Here is an 18488-nt window from a genome sequence, read left to right on the forward strand (position 1 = left end):
AAATTTTAAAAGCTCGAATGAATCCATTTATTATTGTTTTGCTCTGCAAATATCTATATTTTTATTAAATCCTCCCCAGGTTTTGTTCCTGATCCCTTTTTATTAAGGAAATACGTTCATTTGTTAATTTTATATTAATATTTTGTTTGCTTAATCAAATTAAAAACATACTTTTATTTTGTGAATTTATTTGCCAAATTATAATAGATTTACTATACTTATTAACAACAAAATTTATTCTATGAAAAATAAATTACTTTTATTTTTATTATTTTTTTCGTTTTTTAATTATGCAGAAACTACTAAGTTTAGTGAAAGAAATGTAAATACCCATAAGTTTAATGTAGATCGATCAATAATTCCTATCTCAATTGATCCAGTTAAAAAGCTAAAAAAAACAGCGAACAGTACTAAAGTTAATGCTACTTTATCTCCTCCTACAACTACAGCAGGGAGTTCTTGCGGAGATGGTGTAAATTTTGTTCAAGTTAATGTTTATGCATATGGTGCTACAGGAGACGAAGTGATCGAATGGTTTGCCAGTCAAAACTCAACATCGCCATTGTATACTGGCTTTGTTTACAGTCCTAGTATTAAAACCACTAAAACGTATTATGTTCGAAGCAGATCACGTATTACGAATGACGTGAGTATTCGTGTGCCAGTTGTGGCTTCAGTATATTTATCGCCAGCTCAAGTTACTTTAACTGCTTCCCCTGATAATAGTGATCTATTATGTTTAGGCACTTCTGTGACTTTTACTGCCAACGGTGGAGGTGATTTATTTGAATTTTCTGTTGATGGTGTAGTTAAACAGGCCATGTCAGCTAGTAGAACTTTTACAACTAGTACATTAACTGATGGAGAGACCGTAAGTGTTCGTACCAGATATAATAAGATTATTGATGGTTCATTAACTGAATTAGCTTGGGGAACAGGTCCAGTAGAAGATAACAGTCTCTCAGCTCCCTTATCAGCAAATGCAAGTACAGCTTATATCAATGCTTTAAAAATTAGTCCTGAGGAAGATAAGCTAACTATTGGGCTTGCCGGAAAGATAAGTAAAGATAGAAGTATATTGTTATTTTTAGATTCAAAATCTGGAGGCTTTAATGCTTTTGATTATGGTGACGTTATTGGCTCTTCTACGGTTAAAGGGTTTAATTATTTAAATAATAACAATGTTACTCCAAGTACTTTTGATTCTTATTTTCAAGCAGATTATTGTTTAGTTATTTCCACAGACGCAGCTGAATTAAATTATTTTGCTGATATTATCGAATTAAAAAGCGGGGAGTCTATAAGAACATCTCTTGGAAGTGCAAGTCAGGGAAATCCTTCTGCTAAGTTTGGAATAAATACAAGTAATTCAGGTATAACAGACTATGATTTAGGTTTTGAAGTTGAAATTTTAAAATCATTAATTGGTTATACTACAGGTGATATTAAATTTTTTGGTTTTACAATGCAATCTGATGATAGCAATTTTAGTGTGACCAATTCATTTTTAAGTCCTGAAATTACTAGTAATGTTGATTATGGGAATTTGAGTGTTGATTATAACCTAAAGGATGCTAATCCAGTTGTTTTTTCTTCTGCAGGATTGACTCCGTGTTATACAAATGCTTATTTCAGTATGAAGTTTTTTGTAAAACCAGTAGCTTCTAGTATAACTCAACCTAGTTGCTCTGTTCCTTTTGGAAGAATTGTTATAGCTGAGCAAAATGGAGCTGAATACAGTATTGATGGAATTAATTATCAAAATTCAAATGTTTTTGCAAACTTGAATCCTGATAGTTATAATTTATATATTAGAAAAGGCATTGATGATTCTTGTGTTAATTCTTCAGAAAGTCCTGTTATTATTAATGCGGTACCTACAGCACCAGCTGTTCCAACAGCTTCAAGTACAACACAACCTACTTGTGGTACACCAGCAGGAACGATTGTGGTTACTACTCAGACAGGAGTTGAGTACAGTTTAGACGGTACCACATATCAATCAACGAATACATTTGCAGGCTTAACGCCAAATAGTTATACATTATATGTTAGAAATTTAGCAGATGCTACATGTGTTACTACGTCATCATCTGCAACAGTAATAAATGCTGTAATACTTCCACCTGCAGTTCCAACGGCATCAAGTACGGTTCAGCCTACTTGTGCGACACCTTCAGGAACAATCACAATAGCTACTCAATCAGGAGTTGAATATAGTGTGAATGGTACAACGTATCAATCTTCAAATTCATTTGCAGGATTAGCAGCTGGAGATTATACTTTATATGTTAGAAACCTAGCAGATGCGACTTGTGTTACCCTTTCTGGTTCTACTACAACTATTAATGCAACACCACCTCCGCCAGTTGTTCCTACAACTGCAACTGTGACTCAGCCTACATGTGCTGTGCCATCTGGAAGTATCAGTGTTACTACACAATCAGGAGTTGAATATAGTTTAGACGGAACCACTTATCAAGCTTCGAATACGTTCTCAGGCTTAGCTCCTGATGATTATACTTTATACGTTCAGTCTACTAGTGATAATACTTGCGTGACAACGTCTTCATCAGTAATTACAATAAATGCTGTTCCTCTTCCACCTGCTATTCCAGTAGTGTCAAGTACAACACAACCTACTTGTGGTACACCATCAGGAACGATTGTGGTTACTACTCAGACAGGAGTTGAGTACAGTTTAGACGGTACCACATATCAATCAACGAATACATTTGCAGGCTTGACGCCAAATAGTTATACATTATATGTTAGAAATTTAGCAGATGCTACATGTGTTACTACGTCATCATCTGCAACAGTAATAAATGCTGTACCACTTCCACCTGCAGTTCCAACGGCATCAAGTACGGTTCAGCCTACTTGTGCGACACCTTCAGGAACAATCACAATAGCTACTCAATCAGGAGTTGAATATAGTGTGAATGGTACAACGTATCAGTCTTCAAATTCATTTGCAGGATTAGCAGCTGGAGATTATACTTTATATGTTAGAAACCTAGCTGACGCAAGTTGTGTTACCCTTTCTGGTTCTACTACAACTATTAATGCAACACCACCTCCGCCAGTTGTTCCTACAACTGCAACTGTGACTCAGCCTACATGTGCTGTTCCATCTGGAAGTATCAGTGTTACTACACAATCAGGAATTGAATATAGTTTAGACGGAACCACTTATCAAGCTTCGAATACGTTCTCAGGCTTGGCTCCTGATGATTATACTTTATACGTTCAGTCTACTAGTGATAATACTTGTGTGACATTGTCTTCATCAGTAATTACAATAAATGCTGTGCCTCTTCCGCCGGCTATTCCAACAACTTCAAGTACAACACAACCTACTTGTGGTACACCATCAGGAACGATTGTGGTTACTACTCAGACAGGAGTTGAGTACAGTTTAGACGGTACCACATATCAATCAACGAATACATTTGCAGGCTTAACGCCAAATAGTTATACATTATATGTTAGAAATTTAGCAGATGCTACATGTGTTACTACTTCATCATCTGCAACAGTAATAAATGCTGTACCACTTCCTCCTGCAGTTCCAACGGCATCAAATACAGCTCAGCCTACTTGTGCTACCCCTTCAGGAACAATCACAATAGCTACTCAATCAGGAGTTGAATATAGTGTGAATGGTACAACCTATCAGTCTTCCAATTCATTTGCAGGGTTGACTGCAGGTAGTTATACTTTATATGTTAGAAAATTAGCAGATGTGACTTGTGTGACTTCGTCAGTAATACCTGTTACGATCAACGTTTTACCAGTGGTACTTGTTCCAACTGCTGCAAGCATTACGCAACCTACTTGTGCTGTTCCATTGGGAACAATAGTAATAGCTACGCAAGCAGGATTAGAATATAGTTTGAATGGAACAACTTATCAAACTTCGAACACATTCTCAAGTTTGATTCCAAATAATTATACATTGTATGTTAGGAATATAGTTGATCCAAGTTGCATGGCTATGTCTTCATCTGCGACGAAAATAAATGCAGTTCCTCTTCCGCCTGCAGTTCCAACAGTGGCAAGTTGGACTCAACCATCTTGTGCAACACCTTCTGGAACGATTAGTATAGCAACTCAATCTGGAGTAGAGTATAGCTTAAATGGTACGACGTTTCAAAGTTCGAATACGTTTTCAGGTTTAGCTCCAAATAATTATGTTTTATATGTTAGGAATATAGTTGATAATAGTTGTGTGACTCAAAGTTTGTCAAGTGCGAAAATTGATCCACTTCCTGCTTTACCTGCAGTGCCTATGTTGGCTTCGCTTGTTCAACCTACATGCGCGGTACAAACTGGAACGATAAGAATTACAGCTCAAAATAATGTTCAGTACAGCATAGGAGCTGGTTATCAAGACAGCTCTGAATTTAAGAATTTAAGTCCTGGGGATTATACACTTAGTGTCAGATTTACAACTAGTATTGCCTGTATAACTGTAGGTTCAAAAATTACTGTAAATCCTATTCCAGCACAAATTCAATTTGAGAGTGTTGGAGATTGTGTTAGTAAGGAATATGTGATTACTGCTTCGCCATTGGCAAGTTCGTACAATCCAAATAATGTTGACTATCAATGGAAAGATAATTTGGGGAACCCTGTGGGGACAAATTCTAATACTTTAAATGTATCAGATATTGTTTCATCGAGTATTTCTGAAGTTGCTTTTCCTTTAAATTATACTCTGACAATTTCTTCAACTGCTACTGGTTGCGAAACAACGGAAAATATATTAATTGAATCGGTATATTGTAATATTCAAAAAGGAATCTCTCCAGACGGAAATGGCTCAAATGATTATTTTGATTTGAGATTAATGGATGTGAAAAAACTTTCGATTTTTGATAGATACGGTATTAAGGTGTATAGCCAAGTTAATTATACTGATCAATGGAAGGGCCAATCTGATAACGGGAACGAACTTCCAAGTGCAACGTATTATTATGTTATGGAATTGAATAATGCTACAGCGAAAACTGGTTGGATTTATCTAATCAGAGAAAAATAGTTATTTAAAAAAATAGATATTGATTTTCTTAATCAATAATAGAAAAAACAAATAGATATGAACAAAATATTTTTGGCTACTCTTTTAGTTCTTATTACTTACGTAGATGTAATAGCGCAGCAAAACCCGCATTATACTCAGTATATGTATAATATGAATGTTATTAATCCAGCGTATGCTGGTTCAAAAGAAAGTATTTCTTTTGGTGCTTTATATAGAAAGCAGTGGGTAAATATTGAAGATGCACCTACTTCATTTACTTTTTCTGGACATGCCCCAGCTGGTAACAATGTAGGTTTAGGTTTATCCTTTATTTCTGATAAAATAGGGCCTGTTACAGAACAAAATGTATATGGAGATTTTTCATACACAATAAATTTAAATGATACGCATAGACTTGCATTGGGTCTTAAAGCGGGTGTGTCATTTCATAAAGTGGGACTTAGGGATATTCAATCTTCTTTGCCAGATCCTTCTGAAGGGATCTTTGGAGAAGATATCAATGATGCTTCTTTAAATCTAGGCGCTGGGGCTTTTTACTATACAGATAAATATTATGTCGCCTTTTCAATCCCTAACTTGATGAAATCTGCGCATTTGGATTATAATGGTAGAGAATACGGTTCTGACGTATCGCATTATTTCTTAACCGCAGGATATGTTTTTGATGTGAATTATGATTTGAAGTTTAAACCTTCTTTCATGTTAAAATCAGCATTTAATGTATCACCTTCTTTGGATGTTTCAGCTAATTTTTTATACATGGAAAAAATTGAATTGGGAGCTAGCTATAGATTGGAAGATAGTTTCGGTGCCATGGTTAATTTTGCTATCACGCCAGAATTAAGAATAGGGTATGCTTACGATCATATAATTTCTGATTTGAAGGTGACTGCTCCTTCGTCTCATGAGTTTATTATTTTGTATGATTTGTTTACTCCAAAAAAGGTGTCACGTTCACCTAGATTTTTTTAATATAAATTTGTAATTGATGAAAAAATATACAACAATTTTGTTTTTTGTGCTTAGTAGCATGACGATATTGGCACAAAATAAACAAACTAAATCTGCTGATAAATTATTTGACAGATATGAATATGTTAAGGCAGCAAGTGCTTATGAAGTATTAGTACAAAACGGAAACTCTGATTCCTATGTTTTTAAACAACTTGGGAAAAGTTATTACTATATGAATAATACTTCTCAATCTGAAAAATGGTACGAGCAGGCGATGCAAACTGAGCAGGATGCAGATACTCATTATAGATATGCACAACTTTTGAAATCAAATGGTAAGTATGCTGACTCAGATAAGCAAATGAAGGTATTTGTTTCAATGAAACCAAATGATCCGAGAGCAAAGGAATTTATTAATAATCCTGATTATTTATCTAAGATATCGAGTATAGAAAAGTTGTTTGACTTAAAGAAGTTAAATATAAACTCTACGAAATCTGATTTTGGAGCGATTCAGTATAATGAGATATTGTATTTTACTAGCTCAAGGAATGAAAGCAGAAAAATTTACGGTTTAAATAATGAACCTTTTCTAGACCTTTATCAATCAAATTATACAACTAAGGATGCAACTTATTCTGAGCCAACTCCAGTTTCTGAGTTGAATTCAATTTATCATGAAGGTCCATTGACGATGACTGCAGATGGCAAGACAGTTTATTTTTCTAGTGAAAGTTTTAATGAGAAATTATTTCAAAAAAACAAAAAGAAGAATATAAAGTCTGGTCAAGTAAATTTATATAAGGCAACTAACGATAATGGGAAATGGGTAAATATTACTCCGTTACCTTTTAATAGTAAAGACTATTCCGTTAGTAATCCATCTTTATCTATTGATGGAAAAACACTTTATTTCTCGTCTAATATGCCTGGTACAATAGGTGGTTTAGATATTTGGAAAGTAGCTGTTAATGGAGATGGAAGTTTTGGGAATGCTGAAAATTTGGGTAGTAAAGTAAATACTAGTCAAGACGAAAGCTTTCCATTTGTTTCAGAAGAGGAGGTTTTGTATTTTTCATCAAAAGGATTGACTGGATTAGGAGGATATGATATTTTTTCAATTGATTTAAATAAAAACGAATCGGCCAGTAATTTAGGGAAACCTGTTAATTCTGAGAAAGATGATTTTGCTTTTACTTTTGATAAAAAGAATAAATTAGGATATATTTCTAGTAATCGTGAAGGTAAAGACGAAATTTACTCTTCGGTAGCAGTAATCAGTAATGGGCAAATTAATGCTGTAGTTAGTAATTCTGTGACTGGTGTTCCGCTAGTCAATGCAAGGGTAGTGATTTCTGATATTGATAAAAAAATAGTTGAAAAACTATTGACAAATGTAGATGGAGCAGTTAGTTATAGTGCCAAGAATGATAAAACATACCTTGTAGAAATTAGTAAAGATGGTTTTGTCTCAAAATCATTTCCTATAACAGTTAGTAATGGTGCTGAATTTAGTGTTGATGCTAAATTGGATCCTATAAATGTTGTTGTTACTGATACAGAATTTATCTTTAATCCAGTTTATTTTGAATTTGATAAAAGTGATATTACTAAAGGAGGGGCAGCCGAGCTTGACAAATTAATCTATATAATGTCTCAAAATGAAGATTTGGTAATTTATGTTAAATCTCATACTGATTCAAGAGGTAATGATAAGTACAACTTGAAGCTTTCTGAACGTCGAGCTATTGCGACGGTTGAGTATATTATTTCTAAAGGGATAAGCAAGGATAAAATTTCAGGAAAAGGCTTTGGCGAATCAGAGCCAATAATTGATTGTCATGAAGACTGTTCTGAAGATAAACATGCGTTAAACAGACGTTCTGAGTTCATCATTAGGAATAAGTAATTTATAACAAAAAAAAGAGCACTTAAAGTGCTCTTTTTTTTATTCAAGTATTTTGAGAATTGGAATCAGATTGTTTTTCTAATTCCTATTAACCATGAACAGTTTCGTTCTTTCCGTAATTTGTGATGATTGAAGTTTCAAATTCAATCCATTCTTTCCAGCGTTTATCGACATCTACATTATCAGCATATTTTTTTGCAAAACCTAAGAAAGTTGTGTAGTGTCCAGCTTCACTAATCATCAAGTCGCGGTAAAATTTAGCTAATTCTGGATCTTTTATGTTTTCTGATAGCACCTTAAATCTTTCACAGCTTCGAGCTTCAATCATAGCCGAAAATAATAAGCGGTCACATAAAGCGTCTTTTCGACTTCCATCTTTTCTCATGAACTTAAAGAGTTCGTTTACGTAATGGTCTTTACGCTCTCGTCCCAAAGTCAATCCTTTACTTTTTATTAAGTCATGAACCATTTGCAGGTGATCTAGCTCTTCCTTTGCAATAATTAATAGTTCTGTAACTAAGTCTTCTAATTCAGAATTATAGGTCACTAGGCTTATAGCATTTGAAGCTGCCTTTTGTTCGCACCAGGCATGGTCCGTCAAAATTTCTTCGATGTTTGATTCAACTATATTTACCCATCGTGGGTCAGTGGCTAATTTTAATCCTAACATATGAGTGTGTTTTATTAGTGCAAAATTAGTGTTTTCTTTCTGATTTATCACTGAAATGATGGTAATGCGCGGGAAATAGCATTATTTTGCAATTCAAATTATAAGTTATGAATCAGGTTAAAGTACTTTTGATAATAGGTTTTGTGTGGCCTGAGCCCAATTCATCGGCTGCTGGTGGTAGAATGATACAGTTGATCTCTTTGTTTAAAGAAGAGGGCTATAAAATCACTTTTTCTAGTCCGGCGATGGATAGTGTTTACATGGCAGATCTCCCTGCTTTGGATGTAAGCAAAAAATCGATTTTATTGAATAGTTCCAATTTTGATATTTTTATAAAGGAACTAAACCCATCTGTTGTACTGTTTGATCGTTTTATGATGGAAGAACAGTTTGGCTGGCGTGTTGCTGAAAATTGTCCTGATGCTTTTAGAATTTTAGATACAGAAGATTTGCATTGTTTACGATTAGCGCGTCAAAAAGCTTTTAAGGAAGGTCGTAAATTTGAATTAACTGATTTATTTAAAGAAGATGTTGCCAAAAGAGAAATTGCAAGTATTTTACGTTGTGATCTTTCTTTGATGATTTCTGAATTTGAAATGAATTTATTAGAAGATGTATTCAAAATAGACAAACGGCTATTGTATTATCTTCCTTTTTTAGTGGAGTCAATTGGGGAATTACAGCTGAATAGTTTACCAAGCTATGAGGAAAGAAAAGATTTTGTTTTTATAGGTAATTTTCTTCACGAACCTAATTGGAATGCCGTTCAATATTTAAAGGCAATAATTTGGCCTCAAATAAAAAAAGAATTGCCAGCTGGGAATTTATATGTTTATGGTGCCTATCCATCTCAAAAAGTATTACAATTACATAATGTAAAAGAGGGATTTTTTATAATGGGTCGTGCGGATGACGCAACTGAAGTAGTTAAAAGTGCTCGAGTTGTGTTAGCTCCTTTGCGTTTCGGGGCGGGCTTAAAGGGTAAGCTAGTCGAAGCTATGTTATGTGGTACGCCTAGTGTGACTACAAGTATCGGAGCGGAAGCTATGTTTGGCGATTTACCGTGGAATGGTATTATAGATGATAATGCTCAAATATTTGCTAAATCAGCGGTTAAATTATATCAAAATGAAGAGCGCTGGTTAGAGGCGCAGCTGAAAGGTATTACAATTGTTAATCAACGGTTTTTAAAAGAGTTGTTTTCAGACGATTTTAAGAAAACTATAGAAAAGTTACGGACTAGTATAGTTGATCATCGGTTGATGAATTTTATGGGTGCAATGTTGCAACATCATACATTAACAAGTACAAAATACATGTCTCGTTGGATTGAAGAAAAGAATAAAAGCAAGTAATTTAATTATGTTGAATAAAAAAATCCCATTTTGAAATTTCAAAATGGGATTTTTAATATAAAAAATAGAAAGGTTTGTTTTATGCAAGCATTGTAACTGGGCTTTCTATAAATTGTTTTAATGTTTGTAAAAACTGTGCTCCGGTAGCTCCGTCAATTGTTCTGTGATCGCACGCTAAAGATAACATCATTGTGTTTCCTACAACGATTTGACCGTTTTTAACAACTGGTTTTTCTACAATTGCTCCAACTGAAAGGATTGCTGAGTTTGGCTGGTTAATGATCGAGTTAAATTCAGTAATACCAAACATTCCAAGATTAGAAACAGTAAAAGTACTTCCTTCCATTTCTGTAGGTAATAATTTTTTGTTTTTAGCTCTTCCTGCAAGATCTCTTACATTTCCTCCAATTTGAGATAAACTCATTGCATCAGTGAATCGTAATACAGGAACTACTAACCCATCCTCAACTGCAACCGCAACACCAATGTTTACGTGATGATTTATTAGGATTGAGTCTTCTCTCCATTGAGAATTGATTTTTGGATGTTTTTTCAACGCCATTGCACAGGCTTTGATTACCATATCATTAAACGATACTTTTGTGTCTGGTACGCTGTTAATGATAGATCTTGATTTCATCGCTTCGTCCATAGTTACCTCAATTACTAAATTGTAATGTGGTGCAGTGAATAACGACTCTGCTAAACGTTTGGCGATGATTTTTCGCATTTGCGAATTCTTGATTTCTTCAGTGAAAACTTCTCCAGCAGGAACAAATACTTTTGGAGCTGCTACTGGCTCCGCTTTTGCTGCTGTTGGTGCAGTTGCACTAGCTGCTTTTGGGGCAGCTGCAGTTGCAGGAGTGAAATTTTCAATATCGCTTTTTACAATACGTCCGTTTTCACCTGAACCTTTTACTTGAGTCAATTGAATTCCTTTGTCACTAGCGATTTTCTTTGCTAATGGGGATGCTAAAATACGTTGACCATCTGTTGATGCTTCTTGTACAATTGGTTCTGCTTTTTCAGCTGGTGTTGATTTTGCATCTTCAGTTGCAGCTTGAGGAGTACCTCCAGCTTTATAATTTTGAGCAATTCCGCTAATGTCAGTTCCTGCAGGACCTATGATTGCTAATAAGCTATCAACTGGCGCTGATTCTCCATCTTGAATTCCGATGTACAATAAAGTTCCTTCATTGAAAGATTCGAACTCCATTGTTGCTTTATCGGTTTCGATTTCAGCAAGGATATCACCTTCAGCTACTTTGTCTCCTACTTTTTTCAACCAACTTGCTACAGTTCCTTCTGTCATTGTATCACTAAGACGAGGCATAGTAATAACAACAACTCCTTCAGGTAGAGAGGTTGTTGCAGGCGTAGCAGTTTCTTCTTTTTTAACTTCTGTTTTTTCAGTAGTTGCCTCTTCTGCTGTTGTAGTAGTTGCTGGTTTTTCTGCCAATAGTGAAGATATGTCTTCACCTTCTTCACCTATAATTGCTAACAAAGAGTCTACTGCTGCAGTTTCACCTGCTGGTATTCCAATATATAAAAGTGTTCCTTCATTAAAGGATTCGAATTCCATTGTTGCTTTGTCGGTTTCAATTTCAGCAAGGATATCTCCTTCGCTTATTTTGTCTCCTACGTTTTTAAGCCAAGCCGCTACAGTTCCTTCCGTCATAGTATCGCTCAAGCGAGGCATTGTTATAATTGTTGCCATAATTGATTTATAGTTTATGAGGGATGAATGGATAGTTTTCTTGTTCGTACACCACGTCGTATAGTTGTTGCACCGGAGGATACTCAGATTCTTCAGCAAAATCTACACATTCCTGAACTAAATCTTTTACTTTTTTGTCGATGATTTCAATTTCTTCGTCAGTAGCATATTTTTGATCCTTAATCAAATCTAAAACTTGTGTGATTGGATCAATTTTTTTGTATTCTTCAACTTCGTCTTTCGAACGGTATAGTTGAGCATCTGACATAGAGTGTCCTCTGTAACGGTACGTTTTCATTTCAAGAAATGTTGGTCCGTCACCACGGCGAGCTCTATCGATTGCTTCTGTCATTGCTTCTGCAACTTTTACTGGATTCATTCCGTCAACAGGTCCACATGGCATTTCATATCCTAAACCTAGTTTCCAAATGTCAGTATGGTTTGCTGTTCTTTCTACAGATGTTCCCATTGCATAACCGTTATTTTCAACGATAAAAACAACAGGTAGTTTCCATAACATAGCCATGTTAAAAGCTTCGTGCAAAGATCCTTGACGAGCTGCTCCATCACCAAAGTAGGTCATTGTTACACCGCCAGTTTCAAAATATTTATCTGCAAAAGCCAGTCCAGCTCCTACAGGAATTTGTCCACCTACAATTCCATGTCCGCCATAAAAACGGTGTTCTTTTGAGAAAATATGCATTGAACCACCCATTCCTTTAGATGTTCCAGTAACCTTTCCTAAAAGTTCAGCCATTACGCGTCTTGGATCAACACCCATTCCAATTGGTTGAACGTGATTTCTGTATGCAGTAATCATTTTGTCTTTAGTCAAATCCATTGCGTGCAATGCACCTGCAAGGACAGCCTCTTGACCGTTGTATAAATGTAAAAATCCGCGGACTTTTTGTTGTATGTATAATGCTGCAAGTTTGTCTTCAAACTTTCTCCAAAGCAGCATGTCTTCATACCACTTTAAATAAACCTCTTTTGTAACTTCTTTCATCTCAATTGTTCTTTTGCTAAAGTTTTTAGTGTGTTATCAACTAGTACCTAATGACGCAAAAGAGTTTCCTTACACAAATTTGCGAATCGCAAAAATAAGACATTCCAACTGAGAAGTAAAATTTAAAAGGTATTTTTTAGACTTTTTAAAGGAAATTTTTGTCAAACATAAATGGAAGTAAGTTTTTTAGTGACTCAGATTTATAAATGTCGCCTATTTCTCCCATAAAATATATTTCAATAGGGGTGTCTTGTTTTGTTTCATACTCGGCTATTGACTGTCTGCAAGCACCGCATGGAGGAATGGGACTACTAGTTTTGTTAGTATCTGATGCCGCCGTAATTGCCATTTTTAAAATTTTTGCCTCGGGATAGATAGCTCCTGCGTGAAAGATAGCGACACGTTCAGCGCAAAGTCCAGATGGGTAGGCTGCATTTTCTTGGTTTGAACCTAAGACAATCTTACCGTTGTCTAAGAGGATGGCGGTACCCACACGAAATTTAGAATAAGGTGCATAGGCATTTTTTCTGACAGCAATAGCTTGTTCCATTAGGCTTTGAATGTCGTTTGGTAATTCGTTAACTGCTGTGTAAGCAGTGAAATTAGTAGTGATTGATATTTCTTTCATTATTTTTTTTGGGAAAAAAAATCCAAATTTCAATAGGTTGAAATTTGGATTTTTATATTAAACGTTATTTATAACTAGTATTCGTCGTATTTGTCGCCAAAGTTAAAGGTTAAAGAGAAACGTAATGTGTTTTCTAAAGGGTTTTTTACTTTTGACGCTGAAAATAAATAGGATAAATCCACTTTTACTACATTGTATTTAAAACCAGCACCAAGAGAGAAGAATTTCCGAGCTCCTTTTGTGTCACTTTCGTTAAAATAACCCAAACGCATAGCGAATGAATCTTGATAGCTATATTCGGCGCCCAATGCATAGGTGAATTCTTTAAGCTCTTCGCTGAAACCGTCAGGGGCATCTCCAAATGACTTGAAAATTCCTGAAGCCCATCCTATAGTACGATATTGATTATTTGCCTCTGTATAGTCGGCATTGTCTACCGTTCCGTCGCCATTCATGTCAACACCATCATAGGTGTCGCCGTTATAGGAAACCTGTGGTGTAGGTACTAATAGTTTGTTTAACTCAAGGTTTACAGCTACTTTATTATAATCGTCGAGTATGAAGTCAAATCCTGTTCCTATTTTTAAATTTGCAGGCAAAAAGTTTGTACTAAATTCATCGTTATCATAGCTTATTTTTGGGCCTAAATTCTGAATGTTAAATCCAGCTCTCCATCTTCCATTAAATTCGCTGTATGCCATTTCTTCTGACTGGTAAAAACCTGCGACATCTATAGCGAATGAATTTGCTGCAGAAGCATCGCCATTATCTGTAACGACTTTTAAGTTGGAATGTATATATCTTCCAGCAACTGCCATTGAAAATCTTTCGCTTAGTTTTAATGAATAAGAACCGTCTAATGCAAACTCGTTTGGCGAGACTGTACGAAAATCTTCATTTGGGTCACCTGTTTGACGTAATTCAATTCCGCCAAAACCAAAATAACGCAGACTAGTTGCAAAAGCACTTCGTTCGCTTATTTTGTTGTAATATGTAATTTGTCCTAATGAAATGTCGTTTGCTAGATCTACCAGATATGGAGTGTAACTTATTGAAAAACCTTGTTTGTCGATTGCAAAGGCATATTTGGCAGGGTTCCATTGTTGTGAAAAAACATCGCTTGAAGTCGCGACACCTATATCAGCCATACCCGCAGCTCTTGCATCAGCAGAAACTGACAAAAAGGGAACTGCTGTGGTTATAACTCTATCTTGAGCATTCGCAAAAGAAAAGCCAAGTAGGTAAACTGTAAAGAGTATTAATTGTCTCATTTTATTATTAAAAATTGATTAAACAAATATAGTATTTTATTAAAGTATCACAAGTTTTTCAATCTTTTCAGCTTTATTATTTGTTAGGGTTGATTTGACCGTTAGTTTATATATATAAACGCCTTTCCCTATTTTATTTCCAAAATCATCTCTACCATCCCAGCTTATTTCTTTTGATAAAAACCCTTCGGTTGATATGATTTGGTTTTTTGTCCAAACCACTTTTCCTGTGATAGTGATTACTTGAACCTGAACTATCAAAGGCTCGTATGGTCTATTATGTGTAAACCAAAACTGAGTGTAATTGACAAATGGATTGGGATAGTTTAATACATGAGTCAAAGTTATTGTTTCATCTCCCATCACTACAAACTGAATTTCAGTGGTAATTGGGTTATTATAAACGTCCCATGCTTTAAAGCTGATGGTGTGTAATCCGTTGGCTAAATTTCGTAATGGAAATCGGAGGCTGCCGCTTGTGTAATCGTCCAAATTAGTTTGGTAATAGTCGTTTAATAAGTACGGATTACTCACGTCGCCATCTAGAATAGCTACAATATCATGCCCAATTCCACTAGCCGTATTTATTCCATTTTCGTCTTCAAGAAATGCTAATAAAAAGGGTGATGTATTTGTTATACCGCCCGAAACAAAAGTCTCATCATTCATATATAACTTTACTTTTGGGCTAATATTGTCTTGAGCTGCATTTTCATTGATTCCCCCTATTTTTATTTTTGTATCATAACCAGTCTGATTTTCAAGAAGTAGATTTTTTTTAGCAAAAAAACTTATTTTTCCATTGGCTACAGGAATACGGATATCTCTCGGGACTACAAAACTAAATTCAAATTTTCCATTTGTAACAGTAGCATTTCCTCTGAAGATGGTTTCGCCTAAAGTATTGAAGTTTATTGACGGACTATTTCCGTCATTATTATATGTCGTCCTTGGGATAGTCTTGTCAAAAATAGTAGTTGAGATCTCTCCGTTATAACTAGAAAGGATATTTGCATTTTCGTCAGTAATCTCTCCTGTCAATTTTATGTGTGCCAATGATTTAAAATCGTCAATAGTCTGCGCTACTGGAATGTCATTGACTTTTGTGAGACGTATATTAGGTTTGGGTATAGCTAGAAATAAGGCAGGGTCTCCAATATAAAAAACGACATTAGTTGAAGAATTAGGATTGCGGTTTTTAGCTATTCGTAAGGTTTCAGCAATTGATGAATATTGGTTTGAACCAAAAGACAATAAATTTTCCGATAAAGTGTCATTGAAATTCTCGGCACTAAATTGACCAATTGCTCTAATGGTTGTGATCATCGCGATAGCACCGCCTTTAGGATTCCAGTAGGTGTATTCGCCGGCAGTAGGCCTGCTGGGATTGTCAAAACGGGAGAATTCACAGGTGATGGTGATGAATAGAGGGTACTTGTATTGGTTGCTCAAGCTTTGTCCGTCCGATTTTTCCCAAATACGCTCTGATGATAATCCGTCTTCACCACCGTGACCAAGGTAATTGAAGACTAATGCTCCTTTTTCGAAAGCATTAAATAAATCTGTTCGAGCCTTTGGGTACCTGAAACCTCCCGCTGATGCTTCCTGAATATAGGAGTCTAGTATGATTTTGTTGATATTAAAAAAGGGTTTTTCAGTTGTGATTTTGTCAGCCAGAATGTTTTGCCTGTTTTGTAGACTTGCATCAGAGACTATGTCAGAATCATCACTAATAAGTACAAAATTGTTTCTCCAGCTGCCGTATGATTTTATATCATGGTATTCAACGACTTTATTTACCATTTCTTCGGCCTGTTTAGAATCAGTTACCAGCATTCTTCCTACTGCGATATCGATGCCTCCAAAAAATGAAATTATATTTCCTTCATTACTGTCCATTAAGGCATAAAAATCATCAGAAGCAAAGGAAGGTTCTCCTGACGAGTTGCTGTTTAAAGCGTGATAAATGGGGACGATATTTGTGTTGTTGGTTGTTATGTTTTTATAATCATAAGATGCATCGCCAAAAAGGTTTACATATTTTATTCTGTTTTCCGAAGATGAGGCATTTTCATAAATGTATTTAATGCAATTTCTTATAGCGGCTATGTCTTGTTTTCCAGAAGAGAATTCTTGGTAAATAGATTCAGTAGTGATGACTTTAACGTTCAGTTTGGAATAGGAACGATGAAAATCAGCTAATTTTTCAGCTTGAATAAGTAATGAGTTGGGAGTAATGATGGCGTAGTCAATGTCTTGGAAATCCCCTTTGTTATTGTTGAAAATTGTGCCTTTTATATTTTGGTTTGTAACTTTAGGGCTGTTGTCTATTAAAGGTACAAAGTAATCCGTGGCATCTAAAGCAATGTATTTTCGAAGTTCTCCTAAATTTGCTTTAAAGGAGAAGGAGGCTAGGCTAGGGTTTTCGATTTTTGTGATATTGTATAAGTCGGTAACGTCCCAAACCTGCGAAATTCCATTAGCATTAGATAAGGTGTAGTTGACAATTCCTAAGTTGGAATTAGATAAGTCGTATTGAAAAGGGAATTGTTTTCCATAACCTACGAGTTTCCTTTTGGCAACGAGTCGGATGTTATCCAGAAAACCTTTCGAACCAGGTACGCCATTATTATTGTAAGTTAATTTTATTTTTACATTTTCGGAAGCAGTTAAAGTAGTGTTGGTAGCTAAATTTCTGACGTTGAATTCCGTGTCTGAATTTGCATTGATTGCAGGGAATGAAATTTGCCCAATAGCTTGTCCGTTTGAGCTCACTTGAAAAGAAGTGGGAGTATATGCTGCGGAAGCCACTGTTGCCATTATTTTTATTGGCGTACTTGAGTCAATGTTGGGAAAGTTGAAATCAAACTCTTGCTCTTGTTTAATGTCAAATGACTCGCCAAACCACTGTCGTCCAAGATGTGCAATGTTAGTTAAGTCCAGTTCATGGTATTTGTGATCGTCAAAATTAGTCAAGTTTAATGTGCTGTTTCCTTGTGGTTGCACCATTTCGTTTATTCTTTTTCCATTGTCACCTTTTATAGTGATATAATAATAGGACTTGGTGTCATAAAGATTGCTGTTGGTTTGACTTTCTTCGTTCCAAGTGTCTACTCCTTCGGCGTAAAATAATATGTAGTCATCATTGTCAAATGTTCCGTCATTTTCTCCAAATACTTGAATCGCATTTTCAGTCAGATCCAAAGGGTAGTAGGTAGAATTTGTTAGGGGAAGCATTTTTCCTCCGTTACCGTAAATTTTAATTTTTTTTGGATCAACGTTATTAAGCTTAAGTCCAGTTTCTTCTAAAAACTTTTTGGATATTTTATAGACGCCTGATTTTTCAACGTAAAAACGATACCAATCTCCAGTTGCTAAAACAGAATTGGAAAGGGATTGCGAGGTTTTATTTACTTGCGAAACTTTAGACGTTTTGCTGTCTAAGGTATAGGAAAATGACGTTATTTTTTTAAATCCAAACTCGCTTTTTATTATTGGCGAAAGCCTTAAAAATGATTGTTTTATTCCTCTAGAATTTGTTTGTGTTAGAGAAGGACTAATCGATTTTGGGATGTTTCCAATGTCTAAATCACCTAGGTTTGAAGCTGAAATGGATTCGTATGTTATGTTGGTAATTTTAATGCTATTCTCGTCAAAAGAGATCGATTCATTGAGGTTTAGTGTGAAATAAAGTGCTTTTTTAGAAGGGTTGTAATGAAATTCGTTTCCAGAAAATTGCGGAATATTAATTTTGAAATCTCCATAGTACATTTCCGTTTTTTCAAGCCATTCAATAGTAATGTTGCCTCTTGTTTGGGCAAATGTGGCAAAGGAAATTAGGAGTAAATTAAAAAAAATAAATTTTCGCATTATTTTATCAAACGGTATTATTAATTAAATATTATAACGAGTAAAAATATGGCATTTA

General features: G+C 35.2%; 10 protein-coding genes. 4 read left to right on the forward strand and 6 right to left on the reverse strand.

Features of this window, described 5'->3' with window-relative positions; genetic code table 11:
* Positions 1-241 precede the first annotated feature (241 nt).
* Genes BLV91_RS16010 through BLV91_RS16020 form a run of 3 tightly spaced genes read left to right on the forward strand, consistent with a single transcriptional unit; the run spans position 242 to position 7913 of the window.
* Positions 242-5047 carry a T9SS type B sorting domain-containing protein gene (locus tag BLV91_RS16010; protein WP_091435097.1) on the forward strand — a complete coding sequence of 1602 codons (4806 nt, stop codon included), beginning with the start codon at positions 242-244 and terminating at the stop codon, positions 5045-5047.
* A gap of 57 nt (positions 5048-5104) precedes the next feature.
* Positions 5105-6022 carry a PorP/SprF family type IX secretion system membrane protein gene (locus BLV91_RS16015; protein WP_091435100.1) on the forward strand — a complete coding sequence of 306 codons (918 nt, stop codon included), beginning with the start codon at positions 5105-5107 and terminating at the stop codon, positions 6020-6022.
* Between the two features lie 16 nt (positions 6023-6038).
* Entirely contained in the window at positions 6039-7913 is a 1875-nt protein-coding gene (locus BLV91_RS16020) for an OmpA family protein (RefSeq protein WP_091435102.1), read from the forward strand.
* A gap of 88 nt (positions 7914-8001) precedes the next feature.
* On the opposite strand, the gene miaE is transcribed toward BLV91_RS16020, so the two are convergent.
* The gene (miaE, locus tag BLV91_RS16025) at positions 8002-8583 is read right to left on the reverse strand and encodes a MiaE family protein (protein WP_091435104.1); all 582 of its coding nucleotides are present in this window, start codon (positions 8581-8583) and stop codon (positions 8002-8004) included.
* A 107-nt stretch (positions 8584-8690) separates the two neighbouring features.
* Here miaE and BLV91_RS16030 point away from each other — a divergent pair, with 107 nt between their 5' ends.
* Positions 8691-9938, forward strand: a complete 1248-nt coding sequence (locus BLV91_RS16030; protein ID WP_091435106.1) for a glycosyltransferase — start codon at positions 8691-8693, stop codon at positions 9936-9938.
* A 79-nt stretch (positions 9939-10017) separates the two neighbouring features.
* On the opposite strand, the gene BLV91_RS16035 is transcribed toward BLV91_RS16030, so the two are convergent.
* From BLV91_RS16035 to porU, 5 genes are all read right to left on the reverse strand, one after another.
* On the reverse strand, positions 10018-11655 hold the full coding sequence (locus BLV91_RS16035; protein WP_091435108.1) for a pyruvate dehydrogenase complex dihydrolipoamide acetyltransferase: 1638 nt from the start codon (positions 11653-11655) through the stop codon (positions 10018-10020).
* 7 nt (positions 11656-11662) lie between these two features.
* A complete protein-coding gene (pdhA, locus tag BLV91_RS16040; protein WP_091435111.1) occupies positions 11663-12661 on the reverse strand; it encodes a pyruvate dehydrogenase (acetyl-transferring) E1 component subunit alpha in 999 nt (332 codons plus the stop codon).
* A 145-nt stretch (positions 12662-12806) separates the two neighbouring features.
* Complete coding sequence (gene cdd / locus BLV91_RS16045) at positions 12807-13289, reverse strand: cytidine deaminase (protein ID WP_091435113.1); 483 nt, start codon at positions 13287-13289, stop codon at positions 12807-12809.
* Positions 13290-13363: 74 nt separating this feature from the next.
* On the reverse strand, positions 13364-14560 hold the full coding sequence (gene porV / locus BLV91_RS16050; RefSeq protein ID WP_091435114.1) for a type IX secretion system outer membrane channel protein PorV: 1197 nt from the start codon (positions 14558-14560) through the stop codon (positions 13364-13366).
* A 39-nt stretch (positions 14561-14599) separates the two neighbouring features.
* Positions 14600-18430: a type IX secretion system sortase PorU gene (gene porU / locus BLV91_RS16055; protein ID WP_091435116.1), complete on the reverse strand. Its 3831-nt coding sequence runs from the start codon at positions 18428-18430 to the stop codon at positions 14600-14602.
* Positions 18431-18488: the final 58 nt, after the last annotated feature.

The organism is Flavobacterium degerlachei (assembly GCF_900106645.1).
GTDB lineage: Bacteria > Bacteroidota > Bacteroidia > Flavobacteriales > Flavobacteriaceae > Flavobacterium > Flavobacterium degerlachei.

Bases quoted from the DNA above. Each gene is read 5' to 3' on its own strand.
- BLV91_RS16010 (WP_091435097.1), top strand. From the start codon at position 242: ATGAAAAATAAATTACTTTTATTTTTATTATTTTTTTCGTTTTTTAAT.
- BLV91_RS16015 (WP_091435100.1), top strand. From the start codon at position 5,105: ATGAACAAAATATTTTTGGCTACTCTTTTAGTTCTTATTACTTACGTA.
- BLV91_RS16020 (WP_091435102.1), top strand. From the start codon at position 6,039: ATGAAAAAATATACAACAATTTTGTTTTTTGTGCTTAGTAGCATGACG.
- miaE (WP_091435104.1), bottom strand. From the start codon at position 8,583: ATGTTAGGATTAAAATTAGCCACTGACCCACGATGGGTAAATATAGTT.
- BLV91_RS16030 (WP_091435106.1), top strand. From the start codon at position 8,691: ATGAATCAGGTTAAAGTACTTTTGATAATAGGTTTTGTGTGGCCTGAG.
- BLV91_RS16035 (WP_091435108.1), bottom strand. From the start codon at position 11,655: ATGGCAACAATTATAACAATGCCTCGCTTGAGCGATACTATGACGGAA.
- pdhA (WP_091435111.1), bottom strand. From the start codon at position 12,661: ATGAAAGAAGTTACAAAAGAGGTTTATTTAAAGTGGTATGAAGACATG.
- cdd (WP_091435113.1), bottom strand. From the start codon at position 13,289: ATGAAAGAAATATCAATCACTACTAATTTCACTGCTTACACAGCAGTT.
- porV (WP_091435114.1), bottom strand. From the start codon at position 14,560: ATGAGACAATTAATACTCTTTACAGTTTACCTACTTGGCTTTTCTTTT.
- porU (WP_091435116.1), bottom strand. From the start codon at position 18,430: ATGCGAAAATTTATTTTTTTTAATTTACTCCTAATTTCCTTTGCCACA.